The organism is Streptomyces sp. NBC_01304 (assembly GCF_035975855.1).
Lineage (GTDB): Bacteria > Actinomycetota > Actinomycetes > Streptomycetales > Streptomycetaceae > Streptomyces.
Genome location: NZ_CP109055.1, coordinates 3,737,499 through 3,753,265, shown reverse-complemented (window position 1 = coordinate 3,753,265; position 15,767 = coordinate 3,737,499). Strand labels below are relative to the sequence as shown.

Below are 15,767 nucleotides of genomic sequence, written 5' to 3'. Positions count from 1 at the left end.
GGCAGGTGGGCAGGGCCTGTTCAGTACGTCCCCGCCGAGCTGACCTCCCGAGCCGACCCGACCGCCTCCTCCAGGCTGAGCCGCGCCCCCAGTGCGAACGCCGCCTCGTACTCCGCCGCCCCCAGGTCGGCCACGGCGAGCCCGACGGCCGTGTCGTGCGGCGCGTTGAAGTACGCCGAGCCGAACAGGGGCAGGCCGACCTTGCGCCAGATCCGCTGGGCGGCGCCCTGCAGCACGGCGGCCTGTCTGCTGCGGCCTCGGGAGGCCTGGAGCAGGGCGATGACCTCGATGGGCAGGACCATGCCGACCAGGTCGCGGAACTCGTAGTTGATGCTCAGGCACTCCCGGGCCAGCTCGTCGGCCTCCTCGTGCCGGCCGTCCGCCCAGGCCGCGAAGGCGAGGACGTACAGGGCATAGGCCTTGGCCCAGCGCTCGCCGTGCAGCTCGCACAGGTCGCGGGCCTTCTCGACGAGGCCGACCGCCGTCTCCAGGTCGCCCTGGAAGGCGAGGGACATGGCCAGTTCGATGCGGGCCATCATGACGTTGCTGTTGAGCTCGTCGAGGTCCGCGTACCGATCGAGCGACGCCTCGAAGTAGCGCTGCGCGACGCGATGGTCGTCGCGCATGAGCGCGGCGCAGCCGAGGCGGTGGGTGGAGTAGGCGTACGCGGTGTCGTCGCCGGTGCGCAGGGCCTGGGCCCGGCAGTCGGTGAGCATTTCGACGGCCGTGGCGGAGTCGCCCTGGAGGATGGCCACATAGCCGTTCACCCACAGGGCCTTGAGCCGCTCGGGGCCGGGCCCGCGCGCGTGCACGAGGGCCCGGTCGAGCCAGTAGCGCCCGTCGCCGAGGAGGCCGCAGCCCACCCAGTAGAACCAGAGGGTTCCGGCGAGCCGCATCCCGGCGCGCTGCTGCTGGGGGGTGGCGAGCCCGGACAGGGCGAAGTCGAGGGCGGCGCACAGCTGGGCGTGCTCGCGCTGGGTGGCGCGGAAGACCGCGGCCTGGCCCGGGCCGAACCAGTCCCGCTCGCCGCGCTCGGCGAGGGACTGGCACCAGGCGAGGTGCCGGGTGCGCCGGGCGGCCTCCTCGTCGAGGCGGTGCAGCCACTCGGCGCCGTACGCGCGCACGGTGTCGAGCTGGCGGAACCGGTCGTCGCCCGGGCCCTGTTCGGATGCGCTGCCGGACTCCTGCTCGCGCCCTTGGCCGCCCGGACCCGGATCACGTACGAGCAGCGACTTGTCGACGAGTCCGGCGAGCAGGACGGGGATGTCCGCCGGGTCCAGTACGGCGTCGCCGCACACCTCCTGGGCGGCGGCGAGCGAGAAGTCCCCGGTGAAGACGGAGAGCCGGGCCCACAGCAACCGCTCCTGGGGCCTGCAGAGTTCATGGCTCCAGCCGATCGCCGTACGCAGGGTGCCGTGGCGGGAGTCGTCGCCGGACGAGATCAGCAGCTGGAAGCGGTCGGCGATGCCGCTGAGCAGGTCGTCCAGGGTGGCGACGCCGAGGAGGCCCGCGGCGAGCTCGATGGCGAGGGGAAGGCCGTCGAGCCGGGTGCAGATGCGCTCGACGACCAGCTGCTCCGCGGCGGAGAGGGCGAAGCCGGGCAGCGCGGCCTCGGCGCGCCGGGTGAAGAGTTCGACCGCGTCCGCTGGGTCGGTCAACGGGCCCAGGGCGAGCGGGCGTTCCTCGTCGAGGCCGAGGGGCTGCCTGCTGGTGGCGAGGATGTGCAGGCCGGGGGCGGCGCGCAGAAGTTGCTCGGCGAGCGTGGTGACGGGGCCGAGCAGGTGCTCGCAGGTGTCCAGGACGAGCAGCAGGCGCTTGTCCTGGAGATGGGCGGCCAGGACCTCTTCCTGGGAGCGGGTGGTGTGGTCGGTGGCGCGCAGGGTCGCGGCGACGGCGTGCACAAGGAGCTCGCCGTCGTACAGCCCGGAGAGCTCGACCAGCCAGGCTCCGTCGGGGAAGTCGGGGGCGGCCCGGGCGGCGGCGCCCAGGGCGGTGCGGGTCTTGCCGACCCCGCCGAGGCCGGTGACGGTGACCAGACGCGAAGTGGTCAACATCTGTCGCAGCGCGGCGAGTTCCTGTTGGCGGCCGATGAGGGTCTTTTGCTCCGCGGGGATATTTCCGGGAGAGCCGCTTGATGCCGTGGCGCCGGTGGTTCCGATCTCCTCCGGCGGAATTCGCGCGATGTTCTTGTCGGGATCGCTTTCCGGGTTGCCCGGGTTTTTCCCCGGTCGATTGCCAGCCACAATCGCCTCATCTCAAGAGATACGTACGGCGGATATATCTACGGTGGATATATCTACGGCAGCTTCGGCTTCGGCATGGAGAGCCTTTACGTACCTATCGTAGGGGGCGGGCAGAGAGGCCCTGGAGCAGATGGCCATTCTCCGCCCGGGGTTGACCCTGCGGTGACCGAATGTCTCCGTAATCGACCAGCAAGAGTGCGGCGTCGTCCTTCAATTGACCCATTCCATGCCGAAGCAGATCGCTGGTGAGCGCGTCGAGGAAGGCCGCCGGATCGGCGTCGTACAGCAGCGTCGCGCGCTCGGCGAGCGGATAGAAGGTGCCCCGCGCGTCCCGGGCCTCGGTGACCCCGTCGGTGTAGAGCAGCAGCCGGTCGCCGTCGGACAGGGGCACCGAGGCGGACCGGCACCACTGGTCGAGCAGGTGGAACAGGCCGAGCGGCGGCGCGGGCGGGATCGCGTCCAGGAAGGTGCAGCGGCCGGCCCGGATGAGCAGCGGCGGCGGATGGCCGCAGCAGACCAGCTCGGCGTGGCCCTCGCCGTCGGTGATGGCGAGGAGCAGCGCGGTCACGAACTCCTCGCTGCCGTCCCGGCCGGTCAGGCAGGCGTCCATGCGCTGGGCGATGGCGGGCAGCTGCTTCTCGTGCGGGGCGAGCTCGCGGAAGGCGCCGAGGGCGTCCATGGCGGTGCGGACGGCGGGCAGGCCCTTGCCCATCACGTCGCCGAGGAGCAGGCGTACGCCGAAGGGGGTGTCCACGACCTCGTACACGTCCCCGCCGACCGTGGCCTCGGCCGCCGATGCCACATAGCGGACCTCGGTGCGCAGCCCGCCGACCCGGCTCGGGGGCGGCTGCAGCATGCTGTGCTGCACGGTGTCGGCGATGCTGCGGGTGGCTCTGAGGGCCAGGGACTGACGGACGAAGACGGCGACGATGACCCCGAGTCCGGCCAGCATCAGGGCAATGCGGATGCCGCTCTCAGGTGCGCGATGGGTTTCCCAGCTGAGAGCGGCGACGATTACCGAAGCGGCCAGACAGGCGGCCGCGGGAAAACACCACGGGTTGTTCCGAGGACTCTTCATGGCAGTGCAACTCTGCTCGCCGACAAGGGAACACTTCCCCGGAATTCTAAGGCACACACCGAAGTCAACGGTGCGACATTCGGTAGAAGCAAAGGCCCGAACTCCGCTGACTCACATGCCCATTCCGCCGTCGACGGGCAGACCGGCCCCGGTGATGAACCGCGCCGCGTCGGAGGCGAGGAACACCACCGCGTCCGCCATCTCGGCGACTTCGCCGAGCCGCCCGAGCGGCGTCCGCCCGACGACCTCGCCGACGGCCGCCTCGGCGCTCGGCCAGAGCCCCAAGTCCTGCATGTCCTGCGCCAGTTGAAGCCCCATCGGGGTCGGCACCAGGCCGGGGTAGACGCAGTTGACCCGCACTCCGTACCCGAGCTTGCCGGACTCGAGGGCGGCAGTCCGGGTCAGCCGGTCGACCGCGGACTTGGTGGCGGCGTACCCCGCGATGCCCGGGAAGGGGATCGTCGCGGCGACCGACGAGACGTTGACGACCGCGCCGCCGCGCCCGGCCCGCCCGCCCGGCCGCATCGCGCGGAAGGCGTGCTTGAGTCCGAGCGCGACGCCCACGACGTTGACGTCCAGCATGGTGCGCAGATCGCGGGCGTCGAGGTCGGCGACGAGGGCGGAGATCTCGACGCCCGCGTTGTTCACGACGATGTCGAGGCCGCCCAGGGCGTCGACGGTCTGCCCGACGGCGGCTTCCCAGCTGTCGTCGTCGGTGACGTCCAGCGCCACGAAGCTCGCGGTGGCGCCGCCCTTCTGCAGGGCCTCTGCGGTGGACCGGCCCGCCTCTTCCTGTACGTCGCCGATCACGACGGCGGCTCCGGCGGCGGCGAGGGCCTCGGCCATCCCGGCCCCGAGCCCCTGGGCACCGCCCGTCACGAGTGCCTTGCGCCCGGTCAGGTCGTACGTGCTCATGGGCGTCTCCTTGTCGAGGGCGCGCCGGTCCCCTGGGGTCGGCCGGTCTGCGCGGAGCTCATGTTAGGTACGCCGGGGTGGACGGCCCCGCAGGTTTCCCGAACAACTCACCTTCGAGTGGCGGTACTTGACAGCGGCATGGCTTAGTGGGTATGTCACGCGACCTTGCCGCGCCGCACGCGGACCAGTCGCGACGCCCTGTCCCTGCGCAGCTCCAGGCGGCGCAGCGGGCACTCCACGACGGGTCCCGGGTCCACCCGGCGCACGGCGAGCACCGCCATGTCGTCGCGGGTGCTGCCGGTCGACCAGCGCCGGACGTCGTCCATCAGTACGTCGACGGCGGTGGCCGGGTCGTCCCACGGGCCGTGTCCCGCAAGGCGCTCGGCCGGGTCGTAGAAGGCTCCCGCACCGTCGCGCGCCTCCGTCACTCCGTCCGTGACCAGGAGCAGTACCGCCCCGTACGGCAATGGATACGCATCCGGCACCGCGCGCCGGTCGCTCAACCGGCCCATGCCGAGCGGGAGATCGGGCTCGGCCGGGTGCAGCGCCCGCACCTCGTCGCCGTGCAGGAGGTAGGGGGCGGGGTGGCCGCGGTTGAGCAGGCGCAGCGTCGCACCGTCCGGCGTGACCTCGCCGAGCAGCGCCGTGGTGAAACCCTCCACGCGCCCCTCGCCCGGATCGTGCGCGGCCTCCCGGAGCAGGGCGTGCTCCAGGCGGTCGGCGAGCCGGGGGAGCGAGGCGGCCTGCTCGGCGGCCTCGCGGAACGCCCCGAGCGCCACGGCGGCGGCACCGACCGCGTCCATGCCCTTGCCGCGTACGTCGCCGATGAGCAGCCGGGTGCCGAACCGGGTCTGCTGCACCGCGTAGATGTCGCCGCCGATCCGGGCCTCGCGCTGGGCCGGCCGGTAGCGGACCGCGACGGACAAGGGTCCGAGCCGTTTCGGCGGGGTGGGCAGGATGGCGCGCTGGGCCTCCTCGGCCACCGCGCTGACCGCGCGCATCCGGCGGCCGTACCGTCCGAGCAGCCGGTTCAGGTAGAGCCCGACCGCGCCTCCGAGCGGCACGGCGGCCTCGATGTCGAACCCGCGGAACTCGTCGAACGAGCCGTGCCGCGCGGCGAGCAGCACATCCGCGACGAACGCGAGGGTGAGCAGCAGCGAAGCGCTGCGGAAGGAGAGCGTGACCCCGGCCGTCACGCAGGCCATCGCCACCAGCGGTCCGGCCGAAGTCGCCTCGCCGGACAGCAGGTTGGGCAGGAGGCCGGCAGCCAACAGGGCGACGGCGAGCCGGCCCACGTCGCCGGATCCGAGCGGGCGCAGCCACGGGGCGCGCCCGGTCGGCCGAGTGGGCGAGGGGAACACGCGCCGGGCCGACCGCCCGCTCACGCGCTGATCAGGGCGTCGATCACGGCGTCCGGCACCGCGTCATGCCCCCGGCCGGCCACGGTGTCCGGGCCCGGCAGCACCCGCCGTGGCGGCACCGCCTCGCCCCCGCGCGACGCCGCCGCGAGCGCGACCTCGGCGATGCGCTCGGCGGCGAGCCCGTCGCCGAAGGGCGAGGCCACCTCGGCGAGCCGGTCCAGCGCCTCGGGCAGCCGCGCGAGGTGGCGGCGTACCGCGGAAGCCAGTTCCTCGGGTGCCGTCAGCTCCGCGAACTCGCCCAGGGATTCCGGCAGTTCGGTGCTCGTACGCACCACCAGATGCGGCCGCCCGAGCACGGTGGCCGTCTCCTGCACGGTGCCCGAGTCGGTCACCAGGAGCGCCGCCCGGCTCGCCAGCGCGAGGAACGACCGCTCGTCCGGCGCGTCCACGACCCGCAGCCGGGCGAGCAGCGGCCCGAGTCCGTGCCGGACGACGGCGTCCCGGGTGCGCGGCTGCAGCGCGAGCACGACCGGGCAGCCGCCGTCCTGTGCGTCGCCGAGCGAGGTGAGCGCGGCGCTCAGCCGCTCGGGATGCCAGGTGTTCGCGGGGCTGTCGAGGGCGGCGAGGACATAGCGGTCGCGCGGCAGGGCGAGCACGTCGATGAGCTCGGCGGTCCGCGCGGGCGGCGGCAGCCGGCGCGCGACGGCCTCGACGGTGGCGGAGCCCGTCAGCACGATGCGGTGCGGCTCGTAGTCCTCGTCGATCAGCTGGGTCACGTTCTCCGGCGTCGCCGCGCACAGCACGTCGGCCAGCCGGTCGGCGATGACCCGGCGGTGCTCGCTCGCTTCCCCCCGGTTGTGGCTGCGCGCCCCGGCCCCCACATGGATCAGGGGTATCCCGGCGCCGTGCGCGGCGAGGGCCCCCGCCGCGGCGGAGGTGCCGCCGCCGAGGACGACGATCGCGGCGGGCCGGTGCTCGGCGAAGGCGTCGCTCAGTGCGGTGAGGATCCGGCCGAGCCGCTCGCTGCGGCCCGGCCCGCCCGCCGCCAGCGCCACGTCCGGTCCGCCCAGACCCCACTCGGCCAGCAGGTCGGCGCCGAACAGCGGGTCGTGGTGCGCCGCGGTGTGCACGACCGCGGCGGCGTCGCCGAGCTGGTGCAGGACGGGCGCGAGCCGGGTGACCTCGGAGCGGGTGCCGAGGACGAAGGCGATACGGCCGGCCAGGCGGGGGAGGTTCGCGGGGCGCGGGGCGGGGCGGGGGGTGCAGGGGGTGGGGGCGGTGCGGGGCATGGTCTCTCCTCCACGAGCGGTGCGGAAACGAGCGCGTTGCGAGCGCCGGTCCGGGGGTCGGCGAGAAGCGCTCCGTGAAAGAGAATGCCTGTCCGTGATGCCCGGATTTGGTCACTTATGTCTTGGGTGCTGCAACGAAAGTCTCGAAGGTCCCGAACGCCGGGTCCGGGCGGCGTACGACATGCGCGCCCCCCGGTGCGCGGCGAGCATGAGGTGACGTCGAGGTGACAGGGAGTGAGTGCGGATGCCGGTCAATGTGCTGCTGGTGGATGACGAGCCGCTGGTCAGGGCCGGGATCAAGGCGTTGTTCGACACCACGGACGAGATCCGGGTGGTGGGCGAGGCGGGCGACGGGACCGAGGTGGTCGACCTCGCGGCGCGGCTGCGGCCCGATGTGGTCGTCATGGACGTCAACATGCCCAAGGTCTCGGGCATCACCGCCGCCCGCCGCCTGCAGGACCTCTCTCCCCGGCCCCGCATCATGATGCTGACGGCGCTCGGCGACGACGAGAAGGTGGTCGCGGCGTTCCGGGCCGGGGCGGACGGCTTCGCCCTGAAGAGTGCGCGTACCGGCGAGCTGATCCGGTCGGTGCTCGCGGTCGCCGAGGGCGATCCCGTGGTGCCGCCGGAGATCATGCGGCTGATGATCCGGCGGACCGTGGAGCAGGACACCCCCGAGGTGGCCGCGGCCAGGGAGCGCGTGAGCGGGCTCGGCGGGCGGGAGCGGCAGGTCCTCGCGCTGCTCGGCAGCGGGGCGAACAACGCGCGGATCGCCGAGGCCCTGTTCATGGCCGAGGGGACCGTCAAGGCCTATGTGTCGCGGGTGCTCGCCGAGCTGCACGTGGAGAACCGGACGCAGGCCGCCCTGCTCGCCCACCAGATCGGGCTCACGCCGAAGGACGGGGCGGACGCGGCGGGTGCCGAGCCGCGGCCGACGGTCTGATCAGGGGCTCAGGGGCTCAGGGGCTCAGGGGGGTCCGGGGCTCAAGGGCTCAAGGGCTCAGGGGGTCCGGGCCGACGGCCCGGACCCGGCGCGCACCCGGCTCAGGTCCGCTTCACCCGGGCGTCCTGCGCGGCACCGTCGCCCGCACCTCGAACCCGCCGTCCGCCGTCGCGCCGCCGGTCAGTTCGCCGCCGAGCCGCCGCGCCAGCTCGGCCAGGCCCTCGAGACCGTTGCCGCCGCTCACCGCGTGAGGGCCGGGCTCGACGGGTGGCGCCGCGTTGCGGACGGAGACCCGGGCCGAGGTGTCGTCGGAGGCCATCGTGACGACGATGTCCGCGCAGGGCGCGTGCTTGACCGCGTTGGTCAGCCCCTCCTGGGCCACCCGGAAGCAGAACTCGGCCACCGCGGGCGGCAGCAGGCCCTTTCCGAAGTCCCGCTGATCCAGTCGTACGGGCGCACCGCTGCGCCGTACGTCCTCCACCAGGCGCTCGATGCGCCGCACGTCGGACGGCGACGCGGCCCGCTCCTCGGGGTCCTTGAGGGTGGCCACGATGTTGTGCAGCTCATGAATGGCCCGCTGGCCGCGCTCCACCAGGCCCTCGGCGGCCTCCCGTGTCCTGTCGTCGGGTGCGTGCGCGGACAGCAGATTGGCCTGCAGGACCATCAGGGTCACCTCGTGCCCGACGTGGTCGTGCGCATCCCGCGCGATCCGGCGGCGCTCCTGCTCGGCCCGGTGCTCGGCCGCGGCCTCGCCCTTGGCCAGGGCCTCCTCGCGGTCGAGCCGGGCCCGGAACGAGGCGAGCAGCTCGCCGACGCGGAACACCCGGACCACGGCGCCGGCGGAGGCGGGGCCGAGGACGCTCATCAGCGAATACCGGAAGGTGACGACCAACAGCTCCCAGACGGCGGCGTCCGAGTGTTTGTCGACGATGAAGACGACGATCACGAGGCGGACGAAGACCACCCCGATCGCGAACCAGGTCGCGTAGCGCAGTCGCCGGTAGCGGCCCACCGCATAGAGCCCGAAGCGCAGCAGCGCGTCGTCCGAGGTCAGCGCGAGGACGATCAGCCCGGCGACCGCCGGCACCTCCGGCCACTTGCGCCGCATGAGCAGCGAGAGCGTGCCGAGCGCCGAGACCGCGAGCGGCCAGCTGAGCCATGGATTCCAGCCCGGGTCGTCGGGCCGGATCAGCACCCTGGGCAGGCTGAGCAGAAAGACCAGCGCGATCGCGATCCAGTCCCCGGTACGCGAGCCGAGGAGCCGTCCGACGCGTGACCAGCGGGCGTACTGCTGAGCGTCGGTGGGCAGCGGAAAGGCGCTCTGCGGCGCGCTGCGCTGATGATCTTGCATGCCTCGACCATGCCCCGGACCAGGCAAAACGCCGACAAGGCGCACCAGCGGCACACCCGGTCAACGTAAAAGTTGAAACTTGAATCAGATAGGGCTACTCTCAATGTTGTTGAAGGTTAAACCGAACCGCTTCCGGCGAAGGCCGCCAGCGCGTCCCCCTCCCAAGGAGCAGTCATGGGCATCTTCGGCCGCAAGAACGACACCGCCGATACCGCCGCCGTGCGCGACGTGAACCCCGAGCTCGCCGCGCTCACCGGTGACTACACGATCGACCCGGCGCACACCGCGATCGGCTTCACGGCCCGGCACGCCATGGTCACCAACGTCAAGGGCGGCTTCCTCGGCTTCGAGGGCTCGCTGCACCTGGACGGTGCCGACCCCGCCAAGTCCACCGCTTCGATCGACGTCAAGATGGACAGCATCGACACCGCCAACGGCGACCGCGACGGTCACCTCAAGAGCGCCGACTTCTTCGACGTCGAGCAGTTCCCGGAGATGACGTTCCGCTCGACCGGGGCCGAGGCCCTGGGCGGCGACGACTACCGCCTCACCGGCGACCTGACCATCAAGGGCGTCACCAAGCCGGTAGCCATCGACCTGGAGTTCAACGGTGCCGCCACGGACCCGTTCGGCAACGAGCGCGTCGGCTTCGAGGGCAAGGCCGAGATCCTGCGCTCCGACTGGGGCCTGACCTACAACGCCGTGCTGGAGACGGGCGGCGTGCTGGTCTCCGACAAGATCAAGCTGGTCCTCGACGTCTCGGCGATCCGCAACGCCGCGTGAGCGAGACGCACCGGCACGTACACATACCTGAAGGTGTGCGGGACTTGGACTAACGCGCGGGGCTTCTTGGACTTCAAGTCACCGAAGCCCCGCATCCGTTGACCACCTCGGTCGGCGCCGGATAGCCAGTCCCCATGTCGCGAAGAATCCGTACGGTCTGCGCCGCAGCCGTCGCCTCGTCCCTAGCCCTGGCCCTGCCGGCCGTCGCCCAGGAACGGGCGGCCCCCGCGGCCGCCGAAGGGCCGGTGCTCACGTCCGACCGGCTGAGCGTGGCCGTCGCCGAGGACTTCCCCCGGGTGGTCTCGTACACCGACAGGGCCTCCGGGGCCAGGCTCCTCGGCAGTACGCGCCCGGTCACCGAGGTCACCTTGAACGGCAAGGCCTACAAGGTGCAGGTCAAGGGCGCCCCCGAGGCCGAGTCCGGGAGCGCCGCGTACACCCTGGCCTTCCCCGACCTCGCCGGCGTCGAGATCGACGCCGAGCTGTCGGTGCGCGGGCGGGCCACCACCTTCAAGGTCACGGCGGTCCGGGACACCGAGGCCTTCAGGGTCGGCACGATCGACATCCCGGGCCACGACCTGGTGTCGGTCGGCAGCGACGAGCAGGGCGCGGAGACCGCGTTCACCAAGCTGGACGTCGACTCGACGAAATCCTCGGACCAGTTCGGCAAGGTGACGGGTCAGACCCCGGCCGACGAGAAGGCGCTCGGCGCCACGTACGCGCTCGTCAACACGGGCACGCTCGCGGCCGCAGTCGAGTCCAACGCGACGAACGACAAGCCCGGCGGCGCCACCGCCGGCGACGACGCCCGCTTCTGGCACCAGGCCCGCAAGGCCGCCGACGGCTCGACCCGGGTCGGCGTGTGGTCGGGCCAATGGACGTATCGCGGCGAGGGTGCGCCCGCGCCCGACAAGGACAACCTGCCGTGGGCCAAGGTCGTCGTCACCCCCGACGCCAACGGCGACCAGAAGGTCGACTGGCAGGACGGCGCCGTCGCCTTCCGCACCATCGGCGTCAAGCCCAAGGGCGGCGAGGGCACCGCGGACCGGGTCATCACCCACATCCCGTTCAACTTCGCGAGCCAGGCTCAGCACCCCTTCCTGCGCACCCTCGACGACGTGAAGCGGATCTCGCTCGCCACCGACGGACTCGGCCAGCAGGCCGTCCTCAAGGGGTACGCCTCCGAGGGGCACGACTCGGCCCACCCGGACTACGGCGGCAACATCAACTCCCGCGCGGGCGGCCTGAAGGACCTCAACAAGCTGCTCAAGGAGGGCGAGAAGTGGAACGCCACCTTCGGCGTCCACACCAACGCCACCGAGGCCTACCCGGAGGCCGACGCGTTCGACGAGCAACTGGTCGACAAGACCAAGCCCGGCTGGAACTGGCTCAACCAGAGCTACTACATAGACCAGCGCGGCGACCTGAACAGCGGCAACCTCGCCAAGCGCTTCAAGCAGCTGCGGGACGAGACCGACGACAACCTCTCCTTCATCTACATGGACGTGTACTACACGCACGGCTGGATCGCCGAGCGCACGGCGGACGCCATCAAGGACCAGGGCTGGAACCTCTCCACCGAGTGGGCCGACAAGTTCGAGCGGGATTCGCTCTGGTCGCACTGGGCCAATGACCTGGACTACGGGCCCAAGACCAACAAGGGCCTGAACTCGCAGATCATCCGCTTCATCCGCAACAGCGAGAAGGACGTCTGGAACGACGACCCGGTCCTCGGCCAGAGCGCCATCAGCGAGTTCGAGGGCTGGACCGGCGAGACCGACTGGAACGCCTTCTACGCCAACGTCTGGCAGCGCGACCTGCCCGCCAAGTTCCTCCAGCAGGAGAAGATCACCCGCTGGGCGAAGGACGACATCACCTTCACCGGGGGCCTGCGCGGCACGGTCGAGGACGGCAGGCGCACGTTCTACGACCACGGGCGCAAGGTCCTCGACGGGGACGCGTACCTGGTCCCCTGGAGCGGCCACCGGAAGCTCTACCACTACAACAAGCAGGGCTGGACGACCAGTTGGGACGCCCCCGCCGGAGCCGCGTACGACGTCTACAGGCTCACCGACAACGGCCGGGTGAAGACCGGCCGGGTCACGGCGACCGGCGGCAAGGTCACGCTCAAGGCCGACAAGGCCCAGCCGTACGTCCTCTACCCGGTCGGCACCACCCCCGGACAGGCCGACGCCGACTGGGGCCGGGGCACGCCCGTCGACGACCCCGGCTTCAACGACGCGGGCCTCGACGACTGGTCCACGACCGGCACGGCCAAGCGCGACACCGACGGACAGGGCCGCAACAGCGCCGCCCTCTCCGGTGCCGCGGAAGCCTCGATCTCCCAGCAGATCACCGGACTCGAGCCGGGCAAGCGCTACAGCGCCTCCGCCTGGATCGAGGTCGAGCCGGGCAAGCAGCGGCACACGACCCTTTCCGCGGGCGGCGCCCGGGCCACGGTCGAGCGCTCCACGGTGGCGAACACGGTCGCCGGAAGCGACTGGCACAGCACGTACATGCAGCGCGCCAAGGTGACCTTCACCGCGCCCGCGAGCGGCCGCACGACCTTCAAGGTCGAGGCGGAGAAGGGGAGTTCGGCCGGCGGTGGAGCGGCCGAGGTCAGGATCGATGACGTACGCATCGTCCGCAACGCCCCCGCCACCAAGGGCGGCACGATCGCGTACGAGGACTTCGAGGACGTCGACCAGGGCTGGGGGCCCCTCGTGAAGGGCGACGCGGGTGACATCACCGACCCGCGCACCAGCCTCGCCAAGAAGCACGCCCCGTACACCCAGGCTGGCTGGAACGAGAAGCTCACCGACGACGTCCTCGACGGCGACTGGTCGCTCAAGTCCCACGAGGAGAACGCGGGCCTGGTGTACCGCACCGCGCCCTGGACGGTGCCGATGCGCGACGGGCGCCGCTACAAGGTCGAGTTCGACTACCAGAACAGCCATGCCGGCGCCTATCAGTGGACCAGCGGCTACGACCGCATCGGCGCGGACGGCAAGCCCGACTCGGTCGAGACCAGGCAGACCGACCTCGCGGCGCAGCACACCACGGCCCACTTCAGCGACATCGTCACCGCGGGCTGCGGCGACACCTGGACCGGTCTGCGCAAGCTGGAGAGCGCTCCGGAGGCGGCGGACTTCTCGCTCGACAGGTTCACGGTCACCGACCTGGGCCCGGCCGAGGAGCAGGCCGCCTGCGGCACCCTGGCCGTGCAGTCCGCCGAGACGCTGGAGCCCGGCCAGAAGAACGAGGTCAAGGCCGTCTTCACCAACTACGAGGCCAAGGAAGCGACTTCGGTGAAGGTCGGTCTGAAGCTCCCCGAGGGCTGGTCGGCCGAGCCCGCCGGTGACGTGACCTTCGACTCCGTCGCGGTGGGGGAGAAGGCCACCGCGACCTGGCAGGTCACCCCGCCGGTCGACGCCAAGTACCATCCGTACGAGCTGAGTTCGACGGCTTCGTACGGCATAGACGGTACGCAACGTACGCTCGCGGCGGCCACCACCGTCCGCACCCTGCCGCCCCCGCCCACCGTCGACACCTGGGCCAGCGACCTGGACTGGACGGCGTCCGACAACGGCTGGGGCCCGGTCGAGAAGGACCTCTCGAACGGTGAGCAGGGCGAGGGTGACGGCACACCGCTGAAGATCGGCACGGCGTCGTACGAGAAGGGGCTCGGCACACACGCGCCCGCCACGGTCCGCTACTACCTGGGCGGCAAGTGCACCTCCTTCACCGCGGAGGTCGGCATCGACGAGGCGCAGCCGACGCGGGGGAGCGCGGAGTTCAGCGTGCGGGCCGACGGGACCGAGAAGGTGAAGTCGCCGGTCCTGAAGGCGGCCGACGCGGCGTGGTCGCTCACCGCGGACGTCAGCGGCGCCAAGTACGTCGACCTGGTGGTCGGCGAGGGCGGCGACGGGAACGGCAACGATCACGCGGACTGGGGGAGCGCCCGGTTCCACTGCGGTGGCTAGCGTCCGGTGCCGCCGGGGAGCGCACATCGGTGTGAGGTGGCGCTCACCTGCCTCTTGTAGGGCTTCTACAACGCAGCACCCCTCTGGGTAGTCACTTCAGCTGCACTGAAGAGCTCGTATGTCAGGGGGTACCAGGAAAACGGGCCGGAGACTGTACGGAGTCGACGGCCCGTTTTGCTTGGCGGGCTTCGTAAGGTCGCTACATGACCGTTGTGGACGAGACCCCGGGCGAGCCCGCAGACGCCCGTGGCCGGGTGGCCGAACTGCACGCGATCCGTGCGGCGGCGCTGCGCGGACCCAGTGACAAGGCGACCGAGGCGCAGCACGCCAAGGGCAAGCTGACCGCGCGCGAGCGCATCGAGCTGCTCCTTGATCCGGACTCGTTCAAGGAGGTCGAGCAGCTCCGCCGCCACCGCGCGACGGGCTTCGGCCTGGAGAACAAGAAGCCCTACACCGACGGTGTCATCACCGGCTGGGGCACGGTCGAGGGCCGCACGGTCTTCGTCTACGCGCACGACTTCCGGATCTTCGGCGGCGCCCTCGGCGAGGCCCACGCCACGAAGATCCACAAGATCATGGACATGGCCATCGCGGCCGGTGCGCCGCTGGTCTCCCTGAACGACGGCGCCGGCGCCCGTATCCAGGAGGGCGTCTCCGCCCTTGCCGGTTACGGCGGCATCTTCCAGCGCAACACCCGGGCGTCCGGCGTGATCCCGCAGATCAGCGTCATGCTCGGCCCGTGCGCGGGCGGCGCGGCCTACAGCCCCGCCCTCACCGACTTCGTGTTCATGGTCCGCGAGACCTCGCAGATGTTCATCACCGGCCCGGACGTCGTCAAGGCGGTCACCGGTGAGGAGATCACGCAGAACGGCCTCGGCGGCGCGGACGTGCATGCCGAGACCTCTGGTGTCGCGCACTTCGCGTACGACGACGAAGAGACCTGCATCGCCGAGGTCCGCTACCTGATCTCGATGCTCCCGTCGAACAACCGCGAGAACCCCCCGGCCCACCCCTGTGAGGACCCGGCCGACCGCCGCTCGGACGTCTTGTTGGACCTGGTGCCGGCCGACGGGAACCGCCCGTACGACATGCACAAGGTGATCGAGGAGCTCGTCGACGACGGCGACTTCCTGGAGATCCACGAGCGCTGGGCCCGCAACATCGTCTGCGCCCTGGCCCGCCTGGACGGCCAGGTCGTCGGCATCGTCGCCAACCAGCCCCAGTCGCTCGCGGGCGTCCTGGACATCGAGGCCTCCGAAAAGGCGGCCCGCTTCGTCCAGATGTGCGACGCGTTCAACATCCCGATCGTCACTCTCCTGGACGTCCCCGGCTTCCTGCCCGGCGTCGACCAGGAGCACGGTGGAATCATCCGCCACGGTGCGAAGCTGCTGTACGCGTACTGCAACGCAACGGTCCCGCGGATCTCGCTGATTCTCCGCAAGGCCTATGGAGGTGCGTACATCGTCATGGACTCCCAGTCCATCGGTGCCGACCTCACCTACGCCTGGCCCACCAACGAGATCGCCGTGATGGGCGCCGAGGGCGCTGCCAACGTCATCTTCCGTCGGCAGATCGCCGAGGCCGAGGACCCCGAGGCGATGCGCGCGCGCATGGTCAAGGAGTACAAGGCGGAGCTGATGCACCCGTACTACGCGGCCGAACGCGGCCTCGTCGACGACGTCATCGACCCGGCCGAGACCCGCTCCGTCCTCATCGCCTCCCTCGCGATGCTCCGCAACAAGCACGCCGACCTGCCGTCCCGCAAGCACGGCAACCCCCCGCAGTAACCCTGCCGCCACGACTTACGGAGACCCCGCCACC

Annotated in this window: 10 protein-coding genes; 4 read left to right on the top strand and 6 right to left on the bottom strand. The window is 71.4% G+C overall.

All coding sequences use genetic code 11. From position 1 onward, the window contains the following. Positions 1-20: 20 nt before the first annotated feature. The 5 genes from OG430_RS16255 to OG430_RS16235 form a co-directional block, all read right to left on the bottom strand. Positions 21-2,243: an ATP-binding protein gene (locus tag OG430_RS16255; protein ID WP_327353213.1), complete on the bottom strand. Its 2,223-nt coding sequence runs from the start codon at positions 2,241-2,243 to the stop codon at positions 21-23. A 94-nt stretch (positions 2,244-2,337) separates the two neighbouring features. After that, complete coding sequence (locus OG430_RS16250; RefSeq protein WP_327353212.1) at positions 2,338-3,321, bottom strand: PP2C family protein-serine/threonine phosphatase; 984 nt, start codon at positions 3,319-3,321, stop codon at positions 2,338-2,340. A gap of 111 nt (positions 3,322-3,432) precedes the next feature. Beyond that, a complete protein-coding gene (locus OG430_RS16245) occupies positions 3,433-4,236 on the bottom strand; it encodes an SDR family NAD(P)-dependent oxidoreductase (protein ID WP_327353211.1) in 804 nt (267 codons plus the stop codon). A 155-nt stretch (positions 4,237-4,391) separates the two neighbouring features. Beyond that, complete coding sequence (locus OG430_RS16240) at positions 4,392-5,621, bottom strand: PP2C family protein-serine/threonine phosphatase (protein WP_327353210.1); 1,230 nt, start codon at positions 5,619-5,621, stop codon at positions 4,392-4,394. Next, positions 5,618-6,886: a UDP-N-acetylglucosamine 2-epimerase gene (locus OG430_RS16235; RefSeq protein WP_327353209.1), complete on the bottom strand. Its 1,269-nt coding sequence runs from the start codon at positions 6,884-6,886 to the stop codon at positions 5,618-5,620. Before OG430_RS16235 ends, OG430_RS16240 begins: the two co-directional genes overlap by 4 nt. Positions 6,887-7,130: 244 nt before the next feature. On the opposite strand from OG430_RS16235, the gene OG430_RS16230 reads away from it, so the two are divergent. Continuing rightward, positions 7,131-7,829 (top strand): response regulator transcription factor, encoded by a 699-nt coding sequence (locus OG430_RS16230; RefSeq protein WP_327353208.1) that lies wholly within the window; start codon positions 7,131-7,133, stop codon positions 7,827-7,829. A gap of 112 nt (positions 7,830-7,941) precedes the next feature. Here OG430_RS16230 and OG430_RS16225 read toward each other — a convergent pair whose 3' ends face one another. Continuing rightward, positions 7,942-9,180, bottom strand: a complete 1,239-nt coding sequence (locus OG430_RS16225; protein ID WP_327353207.1) for a sensor histidine kinase — start codon at positions 9,178-9,180, stop codon at positions 7,942-7,944. A 174-nt stretch (positions 9,181-9,354) separates the two neighbouring features. Between OG430_RS16225 and OG430_RS16220 the strand changes: the two genes are divergently transcribed. The 3 genes from OG430_RS16220 to OG430_RS16210 all read left to right on the top strand — a co-directional run bounded on the left by OG430_RS16220 (position 9,355) and on the right by OG430_RS16210 (position 15,733). Then, positions 9,355-9,963, top strand: a complete 609-nt coding sequence (locus OG430_RS16220; RefSeq protein WP_327353206.1) for a YceI family protein — start codon at positions 9,355-9,357, stop codon at positions 9,961-9,963. Positions 9,964-10,097: 134 nt separating this feature from the next. Continuing rightward, positions 10,098-13,946, top strand: a complete 3,849-nt coding sequence (locus OG430_RS16215; protein ID WP_327353205.1) for an endo-alpha-N-acetylgalactosaminidase family protein — start codon at positions 10,098-10,100, stop codon at positions 13,944-13,946. Between the two features lie 203 nt (positions 13,947-14,149). After that, the gene (locus tag OG430_RS16210) at positions 14,150-15,733 is read left to right on the top strand and encodes an acyl-CoA carboxylase subunit beta (protein WP_327353204.1); all 1,584 of its coding nucleotides are present in this window, start codon (positions 14,150-14,152) and stop codon (positions 15,731-15,733) included. Positions 15,734-15,767: the final 34 nt, after the last annotated feature.

What these genes read in the sequence shown, in the direction of transcription:
- OG430_RS16250 (WP_327353212.1), bottom strand. Translation starts at nt 3,321, where the DNA reads ATGAAGAGTCCTCGGAACAACCCGTGGTGTTTTCCCGCGGCCGCCTGT.
- OG430_RS16210 (WP_327353204.1), top strand. Translation starts at nt 14,150, where the DNA reads ATGACCGTTGTGGACGAGACCCCGGGCGAGCCCGCAGACGCCCGTGGC.
- OG430_RS16245 (WP_327353211.1), bottom strand. Translation starts at nt 4,236, where the DNA reads ATGAGCACGTACGACCTGACCGGGCGCAAGGCACTCGTGACGGGCGGT.
- OG430_RS16215 (WP_327353205.1), top strand. Translation starts at nt 10,098, where the DNA reads ATGTCGCGAAGAATCCGTACGGTCTGCGCCGCAGCCGTCGCCTCGTCC.
- OG430_RS16225 (WP_327353207.1), bottom strand. Translation starts at nt 9,180, where the DNA reads ATGCAAGATCATCAGCGCAGCGCGCCGCAGAGCGCCTTTCCGCTGCCC.
- OG430_RS16235 (WP_327353209.1), bottom strand. Translation starts at nt 6,886, where the DNA reads ATGCCCCGCACCGCCCCCACCCCCTGCACCCCCCGCCCCGCCCCGCGC.
- OG430_RS16220 (WP_327353206.1), top strand. Translation starts at nt 9,355, where the DNA reads ATGGGCATCTTCGGCCGCAAGAACGACACCGCCGATACCGCCGCCGTG.
- OG430_RS16230 (WP_327353208.1), top strand. Translation starts at nt 7,131, where the DNA reads ATGCCGGTCAATGTGCTGCTGGTGGATGACGAGCCGCTGGTCAGGGCC.